The organism is Rivibacter subsaxonicus (genome assembly GCF_004217215.1).
GTDB lineage: Bacteria > Pseudomonadota > Gammaproteobacteria > Burkholderiales > Burkholderiaceae_C > Rivibacter > Rivibacter subsaxonicus.
Window position 1 is genome coordinate 177,148 of record NZ_SHKP01000008.1, and the last position, 13,447, is coordinate 190,594.

The following is a 13,447-nucleotide window of genomic DNA, read 5'->3' on the forward strand; positions in this document are numbered from 1 at the left end:
GGTGCTGGTGCCGCTGGTCGGCGGCCAGCTCTTCCTGCATGCGGCGATGGCCGGCCTGCGTCTCGGTGCCCCACTGTGGGCGCTGCAGAGCGGCCACGCGCCCTGGGTCGCCGGCCTGCTGATGGCGCTGTTTGCCGCGGCGCCGATCCTGCTGGCGCTGCGTGCCGGCCGCATGGCCGACCGTCATGGCTATCACCGGCCGGTGCGGCTGGCGGTGGTGCTGGTCGTCGCCGGCTGCAGCGTCGCCGCGCTCGGCGCGCTGCTCGACAGTGGGGTCGGCTGGGCCATCGCGCCGATCGCGCTCGGTGCCACGCTGGCCGGCGCCGGCGCCAATTTCGGCCTGATCGCGATCCAGCGCAGCGCCGGCCGGATGGCGCGCGATCCAACCGAGCTCAAGCAGGTCTTCAGCTGGCTGGGCCTGGCGCCGGCAATGTCGAACATGCTCGGCCCGGTCCTGGCCGGGCTGCTGATCGACGCGGCCGGCTTCGGCGTCGCCTTCGGCGTGCTGGCGCTGCTGCCGCTGGCCACCGCCTGGTGGGCACGGCGGGTACCGGCCGAAGCCGCGGCGCCGAGCGGCGCGAGTCCCAAGCGCGGCGCCGCCTGGGACCTGCTCGCGGCGCCGGCGATGCGTCGGCTGCTGCTGGTCAACTGGCTGGTGTCGAGCAGTTGGGACGTGCACAGCTTCGCGGTACCGGTGCTCGGCCACAGCCTCGGCTTCAGCGCCTCGGCGATCGGCCTGATCCTCGGCGTCTTCGCGACCGCCGTGGCCGGCGTGCGGCTGGTGATCCCGTGGCTGGCGCACCGTCTGCACGAGGGCACGGTGCTCAGCGGCACGATGGTGCTGACCGCGCTCGCCTTTGGCCTCTATCCCTTGCTGGGCAACGCCTGGGCAATGGGTGCCTGCGCGGCGATGCTCGGCATCGCGCTCGGCGCGGTGCAGCCGATGATCATGAGCACGCTGCACCAGATCACGCCCGAGCCGCGCCAGGGCGAGGCGATCGCGCTGCGCTCGATGACGATCAACTTCTCGAGCACCGTGATGCCGCTGGCCTTCGGCCTGGTCGGCAGCGCGCTCGGCGTGGCGGCGCTGTTCTGGGCGATGGGCGCGATGGTCGGCGCGGGCGCGTGGCCGGCAAGACGACTGGGCAGTACCGGCGCCTAGCCGGGTGGTCGGTGAGTCGCCGACAGCGCAGCGGACATCATCGCCATGACGTGGGCGGGGGCCTTGCTGCCGACCGTCGGCGCCAGACCGAGGTGCGCCATCACGCCGGATTGACCGATGCTGGCCAGGCCGTGCATGTTGACCCAGATGAACATCGCGTCCAGATCCACCCTCGCGCGCTGGGCGGCAACGCTGCCATGCACCCGGCGCAACACGCCACGCAGGATGTCGAAGGCGTGGACCGCGTCCCTGACCAGGCCCGTCTCGACTGCCGGGCCCGGCCAGGGCGTGCCGAACATCAGTCGGTACTCCAGCGGGTGAGTGGCGGCGTACTCGAGATAGCGCTCACCCAGCGCGCGCAACTCGAGCTGAGGGTCCTCGGCATGTGCGCGTCCGTCAAGGTAATGCGCAAAGCTCTCGAAGCAGCGCCGTACCACCTCGGCCAGCAGATGCTCCCGGCTCGGATAGTGCTTGTAGGGCGCCTGGTGCGAGACCTTGAGCCGGCGCGCAACGTCGCGCAGGCTGAGTTGCTCGACGCCACGCTCGGCGATGACTTCGTGCGCGGCCCGCACACAGGCTTCCTTGAGATCGATCGCCTCCTTTGGCCCCTGTTTGGTTCCTGGCATGGTCAGTCGTGGTATTCGTTGCGATGCGATTGACGCCGGTGGCGACGAATGGCATCCTCGGACATCAGGTAGACACTGTCAACCAAAAGGATGGCTTATGCCGCGTCCGATCGACATCGACGAGTCGCGCCGCCGCCTGCTGAGCCTGGCCGGCCTGACCGCCTTGCTTTCGGGATGTGCAGCGTTCGACTACCGCGAGCCCGATGCCCCCGGAGCTCTGACGCAACTGCAGCCCATGCAGCCGAAGCCCCAGGTCGCGCTGGTCCTCGGCAGCGGCGGCCCGCGCGGCTACGCCCATATCGGGGTGCTGCGGGTGCTCGAGGAAGCAGGCATCGAGCCGGATCTGGTGGTCGGCAGCAGCGTCGGAGCGCTGATCGGCGTGTTCTGGGCCAGCGGCCTCGATGCCGAGCAGATCGACGAACGGTCGATGCAGGGCGGGCCTCTGACGCTGTTCGACCCCAACCCGTTTGCCGATCGCGGCTGGATTCGCGGCCAGAAGCTGCAGGACTACGTGAATGACAGCCTGGGCGGTCGGCGCCTGGAGGATCTGCCTCGCCGCGTGATCGTCGTGGCGACCCGGCGCGACGACAAGCAGCCCCGATTCTTTGCCAACGGCAACCCCGGCGTGGCGGTGCGCGCGTCGGGCGCGATGCCCGGCATCATCTCGCCGGTCGGCATCGACGGCGTCGAGTACGAAGACGCCGACGAGTCGTTGCCGGTAGCGGTGTCGGTCGCGCGCTCGGCCGGGGCCGGCTTCGTCATCGCGGTGGACGTGTCGGCGCGCGCCGGCAGCACGCCAGCCGATGCGCCGGCGTCGATGCGCCTGCGCGATCAGCGGCGGCGAGCACGGATCGAGCCTGAGGTGGCGCGCGCCGACTTCCTGATTCACCCGGATCTGCCCTACTGGGCCGGACCGCGAAGGAGCTACTTCATCGAGTCGCGCGCCGCGGGCGAGGCCACCGCACGAGAGCGCCTGCCGGCCTTGCGGGCCCGGGTCGCCAGCGCTCAGTAGACCAGCCGATCGGGCCGGATGTCGCGCAGGATCGTCGTCGCGATCTCCTCGATCGACTTGGTGGTCGACGACAACCAGGCGATGCCCTCGCGGCGCATCATCTGCTCGGCCGCCGCCACCTCGAAGCGGCAGTTCTCGATCGCCGAGTACTTGCTGTTCGGGCGCCGCTCGTGGCGGATCTGGGCGAGCCGCTCGGGCGCGATGGTCAGACCGAAGCATTTCTTGCGGTGTGGCGCCAGCCCCGAAGGCAGGGCGCCACGGTCGAAGTCTTCCGGAATCAGCGGGTAGTTGGCGGCCTTGATGCCGTGCTGCATCGCCAGGTAGAGCGAGGTCGGCGTCTTGCCGGAGCGGCTGACGCCGACCAGGATCACCTCGGCGTCGGCCAGGTTCTTCGAGGACTGGCCGTCGTCGTGCATCAGCGAGAAGTTGATCGCCTCGATGCGGTCGTCGTACTCCTGGCTCTTGGAGGCGTCGGAGAAGCGGCCGATGCGGTGGTTGCTCTTGATGCCGAGCTCGGCCTCGAGCGGCTCGACGAAGGTGCGGAACATGTCCATCACCATCGCGTTCGCGTTGACCACGATGTCGCGGATCTCGGTATTGACCAGGGTGACGAAGACGATCGGCCGCTTGCCCTCGCGCAGTGCGGTCTCGTTGATCTCGCGCACCACCTGGAAGGCCTTGTCGGGGGTGTCGATGAAGGGCCGCCGCACGTGGCGCGGCTTGGCGGCGAACTGGGCCAGGATCGAGTTGCCGAAGGTCTCGGCGGTGATGCCGGTGCCGTCGGAGACGTAGAACACGGAACGGTTGGGCATGGTGCTGCAAGGCGCTGAGGCGAGGGCCCTGCGGGGCAGGGGCGATCCGTACAATCTAAAGCAATTTCCTCGCCGTTCCGCGGCCGGGGTGCGTGAACAAGAACAACAAGAGCACGCACCACGACCCGCGGGTGCCCGCTGCGAGCGCCGGTTTTTTCACTTCCTGGAGTCTTCCCATGGCCCTCTTTGATGCGACCGCGCTGGTCGTGCCCTTCGAGCAATTGCGAATGAGCGACGTCGAGTCGGTCGGCGGCAAGAACGCGAGCCTGGGCGAAATGATCAGCCAGCTCGCCGCCACCGGCGTGCGGGTGCCGACCGGCTTTGCGACCACCGCGCACGCCTTCCGCGAGTTCCTGCATCACGGTGGTCTGACCGAGAAGATCAACGCCCGCCTGAGCGCGCTCGACACCGAGGACGTGCGCGTGCTGGCCGCGGCCGGCGCCGAGATCCGTGGCTGGGTCGAGAACGCGCCATTCCCGGCCGACCTCGAGGCCGCGATCCGCGGCGCCTTCGCCACGCTCGCCGGTGACAACACCGGCGCCTCGTTCGCGGTGCGTTCCTCGGCCACTGCCGAAGACCTGCCCGACGCCAGCTTCGCCGGCCAGCAGGAAAGCTTCCTCAACGTGGTCGGCATCGAGACCGTGCTGCACAAGGTCAAGGAGGTCTTTGCCTCGCTCTACAACGACCGCGCGATCAGCTACCGCGTGCACCAGGGCTTCGCCCACTCCGAGGTGGCGTTGTCGGCCGGGGTGCAGCGCATGGTGCGCAGCGACCTCGGCGCGGCCGGCGTGATGTTCACGATGGACACCGAGAGCGGCTTCAAGGATGTGGTGTTCGTCACCTCCAGCTACGGCCTCGGCGAGACGGTGGTGCAGGGCGCCGTGAACCCCGACGAGTTCTACGTCCACAAGCCGATGCTCACCGCCGGCAAGCAGGCGGTGATCCGCCGCAACCTGGGCAGCAAGCTGATCAAGATGATCTTCGCCTCGCCCGAGGAAAAGGCGGCTTCGGGCAAGCTGGTCAAGACGGTCGACGTGCCGGCCGAGCAGCGCAACCGCTACTCGCTGAGCGATGCCGAGGTCGGCGAACTCGCGCACTACGCGCTGATCATCGAGAAGCACTACGGCCGCGCGATGGACATCGAGTGGGGCCGCGACGGTGGCGACGGCAAGCTCTACATCCTTCAGGCACGGCCCGAGACGGTGAAGAGCCAGGCCGAGGGCAAGGCCGAACTGCGCTTCAAGCTCAAGGGCGACAAGTCCAAGAGCACGGTGCTGGCCGAGGGCCGCGCGATCGGCCAGAAGATCGGCACCGGCCCGGTGCGGCTGGTCAGCAGCATCGCCGAGATGGACAAGGTGCAGCCCGGCGACGTGCTGGTCACCGACATGACCGACCCGAACTGGGAGCCGGTGATGAAGCGCGCCAGCGCGATCGTCACCAACCGCGGCGGACGCACCTGCCACGCGGCGATCATCGCGCGCGAGCTCGGCATCCCGGCGGTGGTCGGCTGCGGCGACGCGACCGAGATCCTCAAGGACGGCGCGCTGGTCACGGTGGCCTGCTCCGAGGGCGACACCGGCTACATCTACGACGGGCTGCTCGAGACCGAGATCACCGAGGTCCAGCGCGGCGTGCTGCCCGAGAGCCGCGTCAAGATCATGATGAACGTCGGCAATCCGCAGCTGGCCTTCGACTTCTGCCAGATGCCCAACGCCGGCGTCGGCCTGGCGCGGCTCGAGTTCATCATCAACAACAACATCGGCATCCACCCGAAGGCGATCCTCGACTATCCGAACGTCGATGCCGACCTGAAGAAGGCGGTCGAGAGCGTGGCGCGCGGCCATGCCAGCCCGCGCGCCTTCTATGTCGACAAGCTGGCCGAGGGCATCGCGACCATCGGCGCTGCCTTCTGGCCCAAGCCGGTGATCGTGCGGCTCTCGGACTTCAAGAGCAACGAATACAAGAAGCTGATCGGCGGCAGCCGCTACGAGCCCGAGGAAGAGAACCCGATGCTGGGCTTCCGCGGTGCCTCGCGCTACATCAGCGCCGAATTCGGCGAGGCCTTCGCAATGGAATGCGAGGCGCTCAAGCGGGTGCGCAACGAAACCGGCCTGACCAACATCGAGATCATGGTGCCCTTCGTTCGCACGCTCGGCCAGGCGGCCAAGGTGGGCGAGTTGCTGGCGGCGCGTGGCCTCAAGCGCGGCCAGGACGGGTTGCGCCTGATCATGATGTGCGAGGTGCCGAGCAACGCGATCCTGGCCGAGCAGTTCCTCGAGCATTTCGACGGCATGTCGATCGGCTCGAACGACCTGACCCAGTTGACGCTGGGCCTCGATCGCGACTCCGGCCTCGAGTTGCTGGCGGCCGACTTCGACGAGCGCGACCCGGCCGTCAAGGCGCTGGTCAGCAAGGCCATCGCCGCCTGCCGCGCGCAGGGCAAGTACATCGGCATCTGCGGCCAGGGTCCCAGCGACCACCCGGACTTCGCGCAGTGGCTGGCCGACGAGGGCATCGCCTCGATCTCGCTGAACCCCGATACGGTGATCGATACCTGGCGCCTGCTTGCCAAGTAGGGTTCAGAACGAGCCGAAGCGGGTGCCGAGCCCGATCACGACCACCAGGGCGATGATCGGGCCGACGATGCAGGCCACCACGATGTCGCGATAGCTCTCGCGGTGCGTGGCGCCGCACAGCGCCAGCAGCGTGACCACCGCGCCGTTGTGCGGCAGGCTGTCGAGGGTGCCGGCGCCGATCACCGCGACCCGGTGCATCAGCGCCGGGTCGATGCCCTCGGTGGCGGCCATTTTCAGCAGGTCGGCGCCGAGCGCGTCGAGGGCGATCGTCAGTCCGCCCGAGGCCGAGCCGGTGAGCGCCGCCAGCGTGTTGGTGGCGATCGCCAGCGTGACCAGCGGGTTGTTGCCGACGCCGAGCACCGCGTCGCGCACCACCGCGAAGGCCGGCAGCGCCGCCACCACGGCACCAAAGCCGACCAGGCTGGCAACGCTCAGTATCGGCAGCACCGAGGCGTTGGCACCGGCGTCCATCGTGGCGCGCAGATCGGGCAGGCGGCCGCGGTTGAGCAGCAGCAGCGTGACGATCGCCGCCAGCAGCGCGACGATCACCGACCACACGCCCGCCACCGCGGCCAGCGTGACGCCACCCCAGCGCGGCTCGGCCAGGAAGGCGGTGTCCAGGCGCGGCAGGACCAGCAGCGACATCGTCAGGTTCACCAGCACGACCACCGCCAGCGGCGCGACGGCCACCGCCAGCGGCGGCTGCCGATCGTGGCGATGGCCGCGGCCGGTCTCGGCCGGGTCGAACTCGCGCGAAGCCACGCTGCGCTCGCGCACCAGGCCCTGGTCCAGGGCCGGGGTCTGAAGCGGTGCCGCGAGCGCCGTCTCGCCGGCGCTGCGCGCCGCGCGCTCGGCGCGCGCCAGCCACCACAGGCCAAAGCCGAGCATGATGGCCGAGGCGATCAGGCCGAGCCCCGGTGCTGCGAAGGCGGTGGTGCCGAAGAAGGGCATCGGGATCGCGTTCTGGATCGCCGGCGTGCCGGGCATCGCCGACATCGTGAAGGTCATGCTGCCGAGCGCCACCGCGGCCGGCAGCAGCCGATTCGGGATGCCGGCGCTGGCGAACAGCGCCTGGCCCATCGGCACGATGACGAAGATCGCGACGAACAGGCTGACGCCGCCGTAGGTCACCAGCGCACCGGCCAGCACCACCGCGAGCACCGCACGCCGCACGCCGAGCCGCTCGGTGAACCAGCGCGCGATCGCAGCGACCGAGCCGCTGTCCTCCATCAGCTTGCCGAACAGCGCGCCGAGCAGGAACAGCGGGAAGAACTGCGCGACGAAGCCGCCGGCCGCGACCATGAAGGTCTGGGTCCAGTGCGCCAGCAGCGGCTCACGCGACAGCAGCGCGGCCACCATCGCGGCGGCCGGCGCCAGCAGCAGCACGCTCCAGCCGCGGTAGGCCAGGCCGATCAGGAGGGCCAGGCCGAGAAGGATGCCGAGCAGTCCCATGATGCTCAGGCCCTTGTCGACATGGCGCCGAAGCGCGGAAGGGGCGGCGACGGCTGGGAGTGCGGCATCGGTGACGGAGGGTTCATGGCGGGTGGGAGCTTTGCAGGATTCGGGCCATTGGGCGCCACGGCCGCCATGGCATGATGAAACCACAACCATTCTCAGGGGTCCCGATGCGCCACCGGCGTCTTCGAACTGCGCTGCTGGTACTTGCGCTGGCCGGCCAGGCTGGCGCGGCCTTCGCGCTGAACATGAACTTCCTGCGCACCAGCCCGGTCTCGCGCTTCAACAGCAAGGACCTGGCGCTGATGCAGGTCGCGTTCACGCAGGCCATGGATTCAAGTGCAGATGGCGTGGCCGTCGACTGGGCCAACGAACGTACCCGCAGCGGCGGCACGGTCACGCCCCAGCAGAGCTTCGAGCGCGACGGCCGCAAGTGCCGCAGTGCCAGCATCTCGACCTGGCACCGCAATGTGCGGGCCGAAGGTGTCTACAGTTTCTGCCGCGACGCGCAGGGCGAGTGGCGGCTCCAACCGTAGGAACCCGGGCCCCGGTGTGTTGAGTCCGTCACGTTCCGCCGGCAATGGCGGGTAGTCCCTGATGGGAACAGCGAGCATGCGGGCATCGATTGTCAGAATCGAGTAAGCCGGCCGGCAATGATCACGGCAACTCGTTTGCCGTCTCATGCTCAACGCGCTCAACATCGCCCAGCTCGTGCTCTACATCGCCCTGTTGGCGTTGCTGGGGCAAGGCGCGCTTTACGTACTCGCGGGCGCCAAGCGCGACCAGAACCTGTTCTACCAACTGCTGCAGATGGTGTCCAAGCCGTTCACGGTCGTGGTGCGCAAGCTCACGCCGGCCAAGGTGGCCGATCGCCAGGTGCCGATCGTCACCTTCTTCCTGCTGCTGTTGATCTACGCGGTCGTGACCCTCGAGAAGATGAGTCTGTGCGTCTCGCTCGAGATGGTGGGGTGCCGATGACTCGCGTTCGTTATCACTGGCTCAAGCTGTGCGTCCGTGCGGCCTTGCTGTTCGGCCGCAACCAGCAGGCCACCGCACTCTTCGACGAGCTGCTGCTGCTGGCGCCGGGTGACGCCTACACGCTGGCCAGCCGCGGCCACATGAAGGCGCAGCTGGGCGACCGTCCGGGCGCGATCGCCGATTTCCGCGCGGTCACGATCGCCTCTCCCGACCGGGCGGAAGCGTGGTTCAACCTCGGATTCCTGCTCGAGCAGGAGGGCGCGATCGATGAGGCGGAAACCGTCTTTCGCCGCGCCATCGCACTCGACGAGCGGCTCGACAAGGCCTGGTACGGCCTTGGCCTCTGTCTGATCCGCCAGCATCGATTCGACGATGCCGTGGCAGCCCTCAAGCGCAACACCGAATTGCAACCGATGAGCCCGTTCGGCTGGTATCAGCTGGCACGGGTTCATGTCGATCGCCAGCAGCCCGAAGAGGCGAAAAAGATCATCGATCACCTCAAGGGCTTCGAGCCAAAGGTCGCTGCCCAGTTGGAGCGGGAGACGGGCCTTGTGTCGGCTTCGGCTCAGGCTTGAGCCCGACCAGTCCGAGGCCCGGAGGAACCGTGCCGTGGTTGGTACTTTGTTGTAGGCGCAAGAAGGTGTTGGTGGGGCCCGCACCGGGTCGATGAGACATTGACAGGAGACAGAAGATGCAACTGACCGAGACCCAGCGTCACTACTGGCAGAGAAACCTCAGGATCACCGCGATCCTGTTGGCGATCTGGTTTGTGGTGACCTTCGTAGCCACGTTTTTTGCGCGTGAGCTCAGCTTCACGTTCTTCGGCTGGCCGTTCAGCTTCTGGGTCGCGGCCCAGGGCGCGCTGGTCGTCTATGTGCTCATCATCTGGTTCTACGCGCGGTACATGAACCGCCTCGACCAGGAACACGGCGTCGCCGAGGACGAATAAAAATGGCAAACCTGAACACAGCCCCGAGCTCCGGCGCGGCCGCCAACGCCGCGTTCAAGCAGCAACTCACCAAAGCCTACAGCTGGTACACCGGCGGCTTCATCATCTTCATCCTCGCGCTCGCCGTGCTGGAGCAAATGGGGATGCCGAAGGCCTGGATCGGCTTCACCTTCCTGCTGGCCACGGTCGGCCTGTATGCCGGCATCGGCATCATGAGCCGCACGACCGACGCCTCCGAGTACTACGTGGCCGGGCGCCGCGTGCCGGCGCTCTACAACGGCATGGCGACCGGCGCCGACTGGATGAGCGCCGCCTCGTTCATCGGCATGGCTGGTACGCTCTACCTGACCGGTTTCGGAGGCAATGCCTTCATCCTCGGCTGGACGGGCGGCTACGTGCTGGTGGCACTGTTCCTCGCGCCCTACCTGCGCAAGTTCGGCCAGTTCACGATTCCGGACTTCCTCGGTGAGCGCTACGGCGGCCACGCGGCGCGCTTCGTCGGCATCTTCGCCGCCATCCTGTGCTCGTTCACCTACGTGGTGGCGCAGATCTACGGCGTCGGCCTGATCACCGCCCGCCTGACCGGGCTCGACTTCCTCGTCGGCATCTTCGTCGGCCTGGGCGGCATCCTGGTCTGCTCGTTCCTGGGTGGCATGCGTGCGGTGACCTGGACCCAGGTCGCGCAGTACATCATCCTGATCATTGCGTACATGGTGCCGGTGGTCTGGCTGTCGGTGAAGCAGACCAGCTTCCCGGTGCCGCAGGCGATCTACGGCTTCCAGCTCGACAAGGTCACGGCCAAGGAGAAGCTGCTCCGGGCCGACCCGAAGGAGCTCGAGGTCATCGCTGTCTTCAAGCAGCGCGCCGAAGCGGCCGAGGCCAAGCTCAAGGACGTGCCGGCCGCGATGGCGGCCGACCGTGCCGCGGCCGAGCAGAAGGTGGCCGACCTGAGGGCCAAGTCCGATGCGCCGGTGGCCGACGTGCAAGCTGCCGAAAAGGCGCTGGCCAGCCTGCCCAAGACCGAGGCCGAGGCCAAGGACGCGTACACCAAGGCGCGCAACGCCAACGCGGACCGGGCCAAGCCGCTGGCCGGCATGCCGGCCCATGGCACGGCCTTCGCCGGCGACCCGAACGGCGACGAGAAGGCACAGAAGACCTTCAACGATTCGCGTCGCAACTTCCTGGCGCTGGTGTTCTGCCTGATGGTGGGTACGGCCGCGTTGCCGCACATCCTGATGCGCTACTACACGACGCCGTCGGTCAAGGAAGCGCGGGAGTCGGTGAGCTGGTCGCTGTTCTTCATCTTCCTGCTCTACTTCACGGCGCCGGCCCTGGCGGTGCTGGTGAAGTACGAGATCTTCAACGTGCTGGTGGGCACGCCCTTCGATCAGTTGCCGGCCTGGATCGGCGCCTGGGCCAAGGTCGACCCGGGTCTGCTGTCGGTGGCCGACGTCAACAAGGACGGCATCTTCCAGCTCGGCGAGATGAAGATCGGTGGCGACATCATCGTGCTGGCCACGCCTGAGATCGGCGGCCTGCCGTACGTGATCTCGGGCATGGTGGCCGCGGGCGGCCTGGCGGCGGCGCTGTCGACCGCCGACGGCCTGCTGCTGACGATCGCCAACGCGCTCAGCCATGACCTGTACTACAAGATGATCGATCCCAACGCGTCGACCGCGCGCCGGGTGACGATCTCGAAGATCCTGCTGCTGGTGGTGGCGCTGTGCGCGGCCTACGTTGCGGCGCAGAAGCCGGCGGACATCCTGTTCCTGGTCTCGGCGGCGTTCTCGTTCGCAGCGGCATCGTTCTTCCCGGCTCTCGTGCTCGGCGTGTTCTGGAAGCGTGCTTCCAGCATCGGCGCGGTGCTGGGCATGATCTCGGGCCTGGGCATCACGGTCTACTACATGGCGATGAACCATGTATGGCTGCGTGGCGTGTTCGGCGTTACTCAGCCAGTCGACCTGTGGTTCGGCATCCTGCCGATCTCGGCCGGCGTGTTCGGCGTGCCGCTGGGCTTCGCGGTGATCATCATCGTCAGCCTGTTCACCCCGGCACCGAGCAAGAAGGTGCAGGAGCTGATCGAGCATGTGCGCTACCCGAACCTGCGCGGCGACACCGTGCGTTCACTGGGTACCTGAGCCCTGAGCGGCTCCCTCGGGGCGCTGCCCCGAGGCGGCTCCCTTGAGACGGCCTCTGCCTTGGCAGGGGCCGTTTTTCTTTGTCGGGCTATAATCGCCGGCTTTCCCCCTTGCTGCACTCGCAACCTGACGCTGCGGGGCGGCTTACCCGCTTGAAGCTTTGAGCAATCGAGGCACCGGCGGAACCCACAAGGAGCATCAATGCGTCACTATGAAATCATTCTGCTGATCCACCCGGATCAAAGCGAGCAGGTTCCGGCCATGCTGGAGCGCTACAAGGGCACCATCACCGCCTCCGGCGGCAAGGTGCACCGTCTGGAAGACTGGGGCCGCCGCCAGCTGGCCTACCAGATCCAGAAGCTCGCGAAGGCCCACTACCTCTGCATCAACATCGAGTGCAGCAAGGAGACGCTGGTCGAACTCGAGACTGGCTTCAAGTTCAACGACGCCGTGCTGCGCCACCTGACCGTGGCCAAGAGCAAGGCCGAGACGACTCCGTCGATCATGATGAAGTCGGTCGAGCGCGAAGAGGCCCGCAAGTCGTCGGCACCGCAGCAGGAGGTCGCGGCCTGAGTTCATTGATGCTGCGGTCGCTTGCATGAACCGCGTGGTACTCACCGCGCAGATCGTCGAGCGACAGGCATTGCGCTACACACCCGCCGGACTGCCGGCCCTCGATCTGCGCGTTGCGCACGATTCGGTGGTGCAGGAGGCCGGAGCCAGCCGCAAGGTGTCTTTCGAGATGCGCGCGGTCGGTATCGGAGCGATGGCCGAGCGGCTGAACCGGATTGCGGTGGGAGACACCGCCCGGATCGCCGGATTCCTCGGACCCATTGCCCGCGGCAAGAGCGTGGTGCTGCACATCACCGAGCTTCAGAGCATCGACCCCCAAGCCCCAGAGCCCGCGGCAACTGTTCGCGAGCCTTGATCCGGATTCAAGTTTCAGGAGATTCAATATGCCCCCGCCCCGTGGTAAAGGCCGTTTCGGCAAAGACAACAAGCGCCCCAAGCGCAATACCCAATCGCTGCTGTTCCGCCGCAAGCGTTTCTGCCGCTTCACCGTCGCCGGTGTCGAGGAGATCGACTACAAGGATGTGGACACGCTGCGTGACTTCATCGGCGAGAACGGCAAGATCGTTCCGGCGCGCCTGACCGGCACCCGCGCGATCTACCAGCGCCAGCTGACCACCGCGATCAAGCGCGCGCGCTTCCTCGCGATGCTGCCGTTCAGCGACCAGCACCGCGTCTGAGAAGGAGCCTCACATGCAGATCATCCTTCTGGAAAAAGTCGCGAACCTCGGCAACCTCGGTGAGGTCGTCAAGGTCAAGGACGGCTACGCGCGCAACTTCCTGATCCCGACCGGCGCCGCGCGCCGTGCGACCGCCGCCGCCATCGAGCAGTTCGAAGCCAAGCGCGCCGAACTCGAGAAGGTTGCCGCCGACAAGCTCGCCGGCGCCAGCGCGCTCGGCGAGAAGCTGGCCGGCAAGACGATTCGCATCGCGCAGAAGGCCGGCGTCGACGGCCGCCTGTTCGGTTCGGTCACCAACGCCGACATCGCCGACGCGCTCAAGGCCCAGGGCTTCGAGATCGCGAAGTCGCAGGTGCGCATGCCCAACGGCCCGCTGAAGGTCGTCGGCGAGCACGCCGTGAGCGTGGCGCCGCACACCGACGTCGTGGTCGACATCACCGTTGCAGTGGTGCCCGAGGCCGACTGATCGGCGACCAGGCCGCAGGGCCT

15 protein-coding genes are annotated in these 13,447 nt (G+C 67.6%); 12 read left to right on the forward strand and 3 right to left on the reverse strand.

Translation table 11 applies throughout. The annotated features are described in order from the left end of the window. Position 1 precedes the first annotated feature (1 nt). A complete protein-coding gene (locus EV670_RS16505; protein ID WP_242617020.1) occupies positions 2–1,162 on the forward strand; it encodes an MFS transporter in 1,161 nt (386 codons plus the stop codon). Here EV670_RS16505 and EV670_RS16510 read toward each other — a convergent pair. Beyond that, positions 1,159–1,788 carry a TetR/AcrR family transcriptional regulator gene (locus tag EV670_RS16510; protein WP_130434172.1) on the reverse strand — a complete coding sequence of 210 codons (630 nt, stop codon included), beginning with the start codon at positions 1,786–1,788 and terminating at the stop codon, positions 1,159–1,161. The two genes, EV670_RS16505 and EV670_RS16510, sit on opposite strands and share 4 nt — an antisense overlap. Positions 1,789–1,885: 97 nt before the next feature. On the opposite strand from EV670_RS16510, the gene EV670_RS16515 reads away from it, so the two are divergent. Continuing rightward, entirely contained in the window at positions 1,886–2,800 is a 915-nt protein-coding gene (locus tag EV670_RS16515; protein ID WP_165393348.1) for a patatin-like phospholipase family protein, read from the forward strand. On the opposite strand, the gene ppsR is transcribed toward EV670_RS16515, so the two are convergent. Then, on the reverse strand, positions 2,794–3,612 hold the full coding sequence (gene ppsR / locus EV670_RS16520) for a posphoenolpyruvate synthetase regulatory kinase/phosphorylase PpsR (RefSeq protein WP_130434176.1): 819 nt from the start codon (positions 3,610–3,612) through the stop codon (positions 2,794–2,796). The genes EV670_RS16515 and ppsR overlap by 7 nt on opposite strands. A gap of 176 nt (positions 3,613–3,788) precedes the next feature. Here ppsR and ppsA point away from each other — a divergent pair, with 176 nt between their 5' ends. Further along, the gene (gene ppsA, locus EV670_RS16525; protein WP_130434178.1) at positions 3,789–6,188 is read left to right on the forward strand and encodes a phosphoenolpyruvate synthase; all 2,400 of its coding nucleotides are present in this window, start codon (positions 3,789–3,791) and stop codon (positions 6,186–6,188) included. 3 nt (positions 6,189–6,191) lie between these two features. Here ppsA and EV670_RS16530 read toward each other — a convergent pair whose 3' ends face one another. Continuing rightward, a complete protein-coding gene (locus EV670_RS16530; RefSeq protein ID WP_130434180.1) occupies positions 6,192–7,640 on the reverse strand; it encodes a GntP family permease in 1,449 nt (482 codons plus the stop codon). A gap of 173 nt (positions 7,641–7,813) precedes the next feature. Between EV670_RS16530 and EV670_RS16535 the strand changes: the two genes are divergently transcribed. From EV670_RS16535 to rplI, 9 genes are all read left to right on the forward strand, one after another. Beyond that, the gene (locus tag EV670_RS16535) at positions 7,814–8,179 is read left to right on the forward strand and encodes an RT0821/Lpp0805 family surface protein (RefSeq protein WP_165393349.1); all 366 of its coding nucleotides are present in this window, start codon (positions 7,814–7,816) and stop codon (positions 8,177–8,179) included. Between the two features lie 145 nt (positions 8,180–8,324). Then, on the forward strand, positions 8,325–8,621 hold the full coding sequence (locus EV670_RS16540) for a hypothetical protein (protein WP_130434184.1): 297 nt from the start codon (positions 8,325–8,327) through the stop codon (positions 8,619–8,621). Next, positions 8,618–9,196, forward strand: coding sequence for a tetratricopeptide repeat protein (locus tag EV670_RS16545; RefSeq protein WP_130434186.1), 579 nt, complete (start codon positions 8,618–8,620; stop codon positions 9,194–9,196). Before EV670_RS16540 ends, EV670_RS16545 begins: the two co-directional genes overlap by 4 nt. Positions 9,197–9,312: 116 nt before the next feature. Next, complete coding sequence (locus tag EV670_RS16550) at positions 9,313–9,570, forward strand: DUF4212 domain-containing protein (RefSeq protein ID WP_130434188.1); 258 nt, start codon at positions 9,313–9,315, stop codon at positions 9,568–9,570. A 2-nt stretch (positions 9,571–9,572) separates the two neighbouring features. Continuing rightward, a complete protein-coding gene (locus EV670_RS16555; protein ID WP_130434190.1) occupies positions 9,573–11,708 on the forward strand; it encodes a VC_2705 family sodium/solute symporter in 2,136 nt (711 codons plus the stop codon). A 201-nt stretch (positions 11,709–11,909) separates the two neighbouring features. Further along, positions 11,910–12,281, forward strand: a complete 372-nt coding sequence (gene rpsF, locus EV670_RS16560; protein ID WP_130434192.1) for a 30S ribosomal protein S6 — start codon at positions 11,910–11,912, stop codon at positions 12,279–12,281. A gap of 25 nt (positions 12,282–12,306) precedes the next feature. After that, a complete protein-coding gene (gene priB, locus EV670_RS16565; protein ID WP_130434194.1) occupies positions 12,307–12,636 on the forward strand; it encodes a primosomal replication protein N in 330 nt (109 codons plus the stop codon). A gap of 28 nt (positions 12,637–12,664) precedes the next feature. After that, a complete protein-coding gene (gene rpsR / locus EV670_RS16570; protein WP_130434196.1) occupies positions 12,665–12,958 on the forward strand; it encodes a 30S ribosomal protein S18 in 294 nt (97 codons plus the stop codon). 13 nt (positions 12,959–12,971) lie between these two features. Continuing rightward, positions 12,972–13,424, forward strand: coding sequence for a 50S ribosomal protein L9 (rplI, locus tag EV670_RS16575; RefSeq protein WP_130434198.1), 453 nt, complete (start codon positions 12,972–12,974; stop codon positions 13,422–13,424). Positions 13,425–13,447 lie beyond the last annotated feature (23 nt).

Excerpts from the sequence above, each read along its gene's own strand:
- EV670_RS16515 (WP_165393348.1), top strand. The coding sequence starts at position 1,886 with ATGCCGCGTCCGATCGACATCGACGAGTCGCGCCGCCGCCTGCTGAGC.
- EV670_RS16535 (WP_165393349.1), top strand. The coding sequence starts at position 7,814 with ATGCGCCACCGGCGTCTTCGAACTGCGCTGCTGGTACTTGCGCTGGCC.
- ppsA (WP_130434178.1), top strand. The coding sequence starts at position 3,789 with ATGGCCCTCTTTGATGCGACCGCGCTGGTCGTGCCCTTCGAGCAATTG.
- rpsR (WP_130434196.1), top strand. The coding sequence starts at position 12,665 with ATGCCCCCGCCCCGTGGTAAAGGCCGTTTCGGCAAAGACAACAAGCGC.
- rpsF (WP_130434192.1), top strand. The coding sequence starts at position 11,910 with ATGCGTCACTATGAAATCATTCTGCTGATCCACCCGGATCAAAGCGAG.
- EV670_RS16530 (WP_130434180.1), bottom strand. The coding sequence starts at position 7,640 with ATGGGACTGCTCGGCATCCTTCTCGGCCTGGCCCTCCTGATCGGCCTG.
- priB (WP_130434194.1), top strand. The coding sequence starts at position 12,307 with ATGAACCGCGTGGTACTCACCGCGCAGATCGTCGAGCGACAGGCATTG.
- EV670_RS16550 (WP_130434188.1), top strand. The coding sequence starts at position 9,313 with ATGCAACTGACCGAGACCCAGCGTCACTACTGGCAGAGAAACCTCAGG.
- ppsR (WP_130434176.1), bottom strand. The coding sequence starts at position 3,612 with ATGCCCAACCGTTCCGTGTTCTACGTCTCCGACGGCACCGGCATCACC.
- EV670_RS16510 (WP_130434172.1), bottom strand. The coding sequence starts at position 1,788 with ATGCCAGGAACCAAACAGGGGCCAAAGGAGGCGATCGATCTCAAGGAA.
- rplI (WP_130434198.1), top strand. The coding sequence starts at position 12,972 with ATGCAGATCATCCTTCTGGAAAAAGTCGCGAACCTCGGCAACCTCGGT.
- EV670_RS16555 (WP_130434190.1), top strand. The coding sequence starts at position 9,573 with ATGGCAAACCTGAACACAGCCCCGAGCTCCGGCGCGGCCGCCAACGCC.
- EV670_RS16545 (WP_130434186.1), top strand. The coding sequence starts at position 8,618 with ATGACTCGCGTTCGTTATCACTGGCTCAAGCTGTGCGTCCGTGCGGCC.
- EV670_RS16540 (WP_130434184.1), top strand. The coding sequence starts at position 8,325 with ATGCTCAACGCGCTCAACATCGCCCAGCTCGTGCTCTACATCGCCCTG.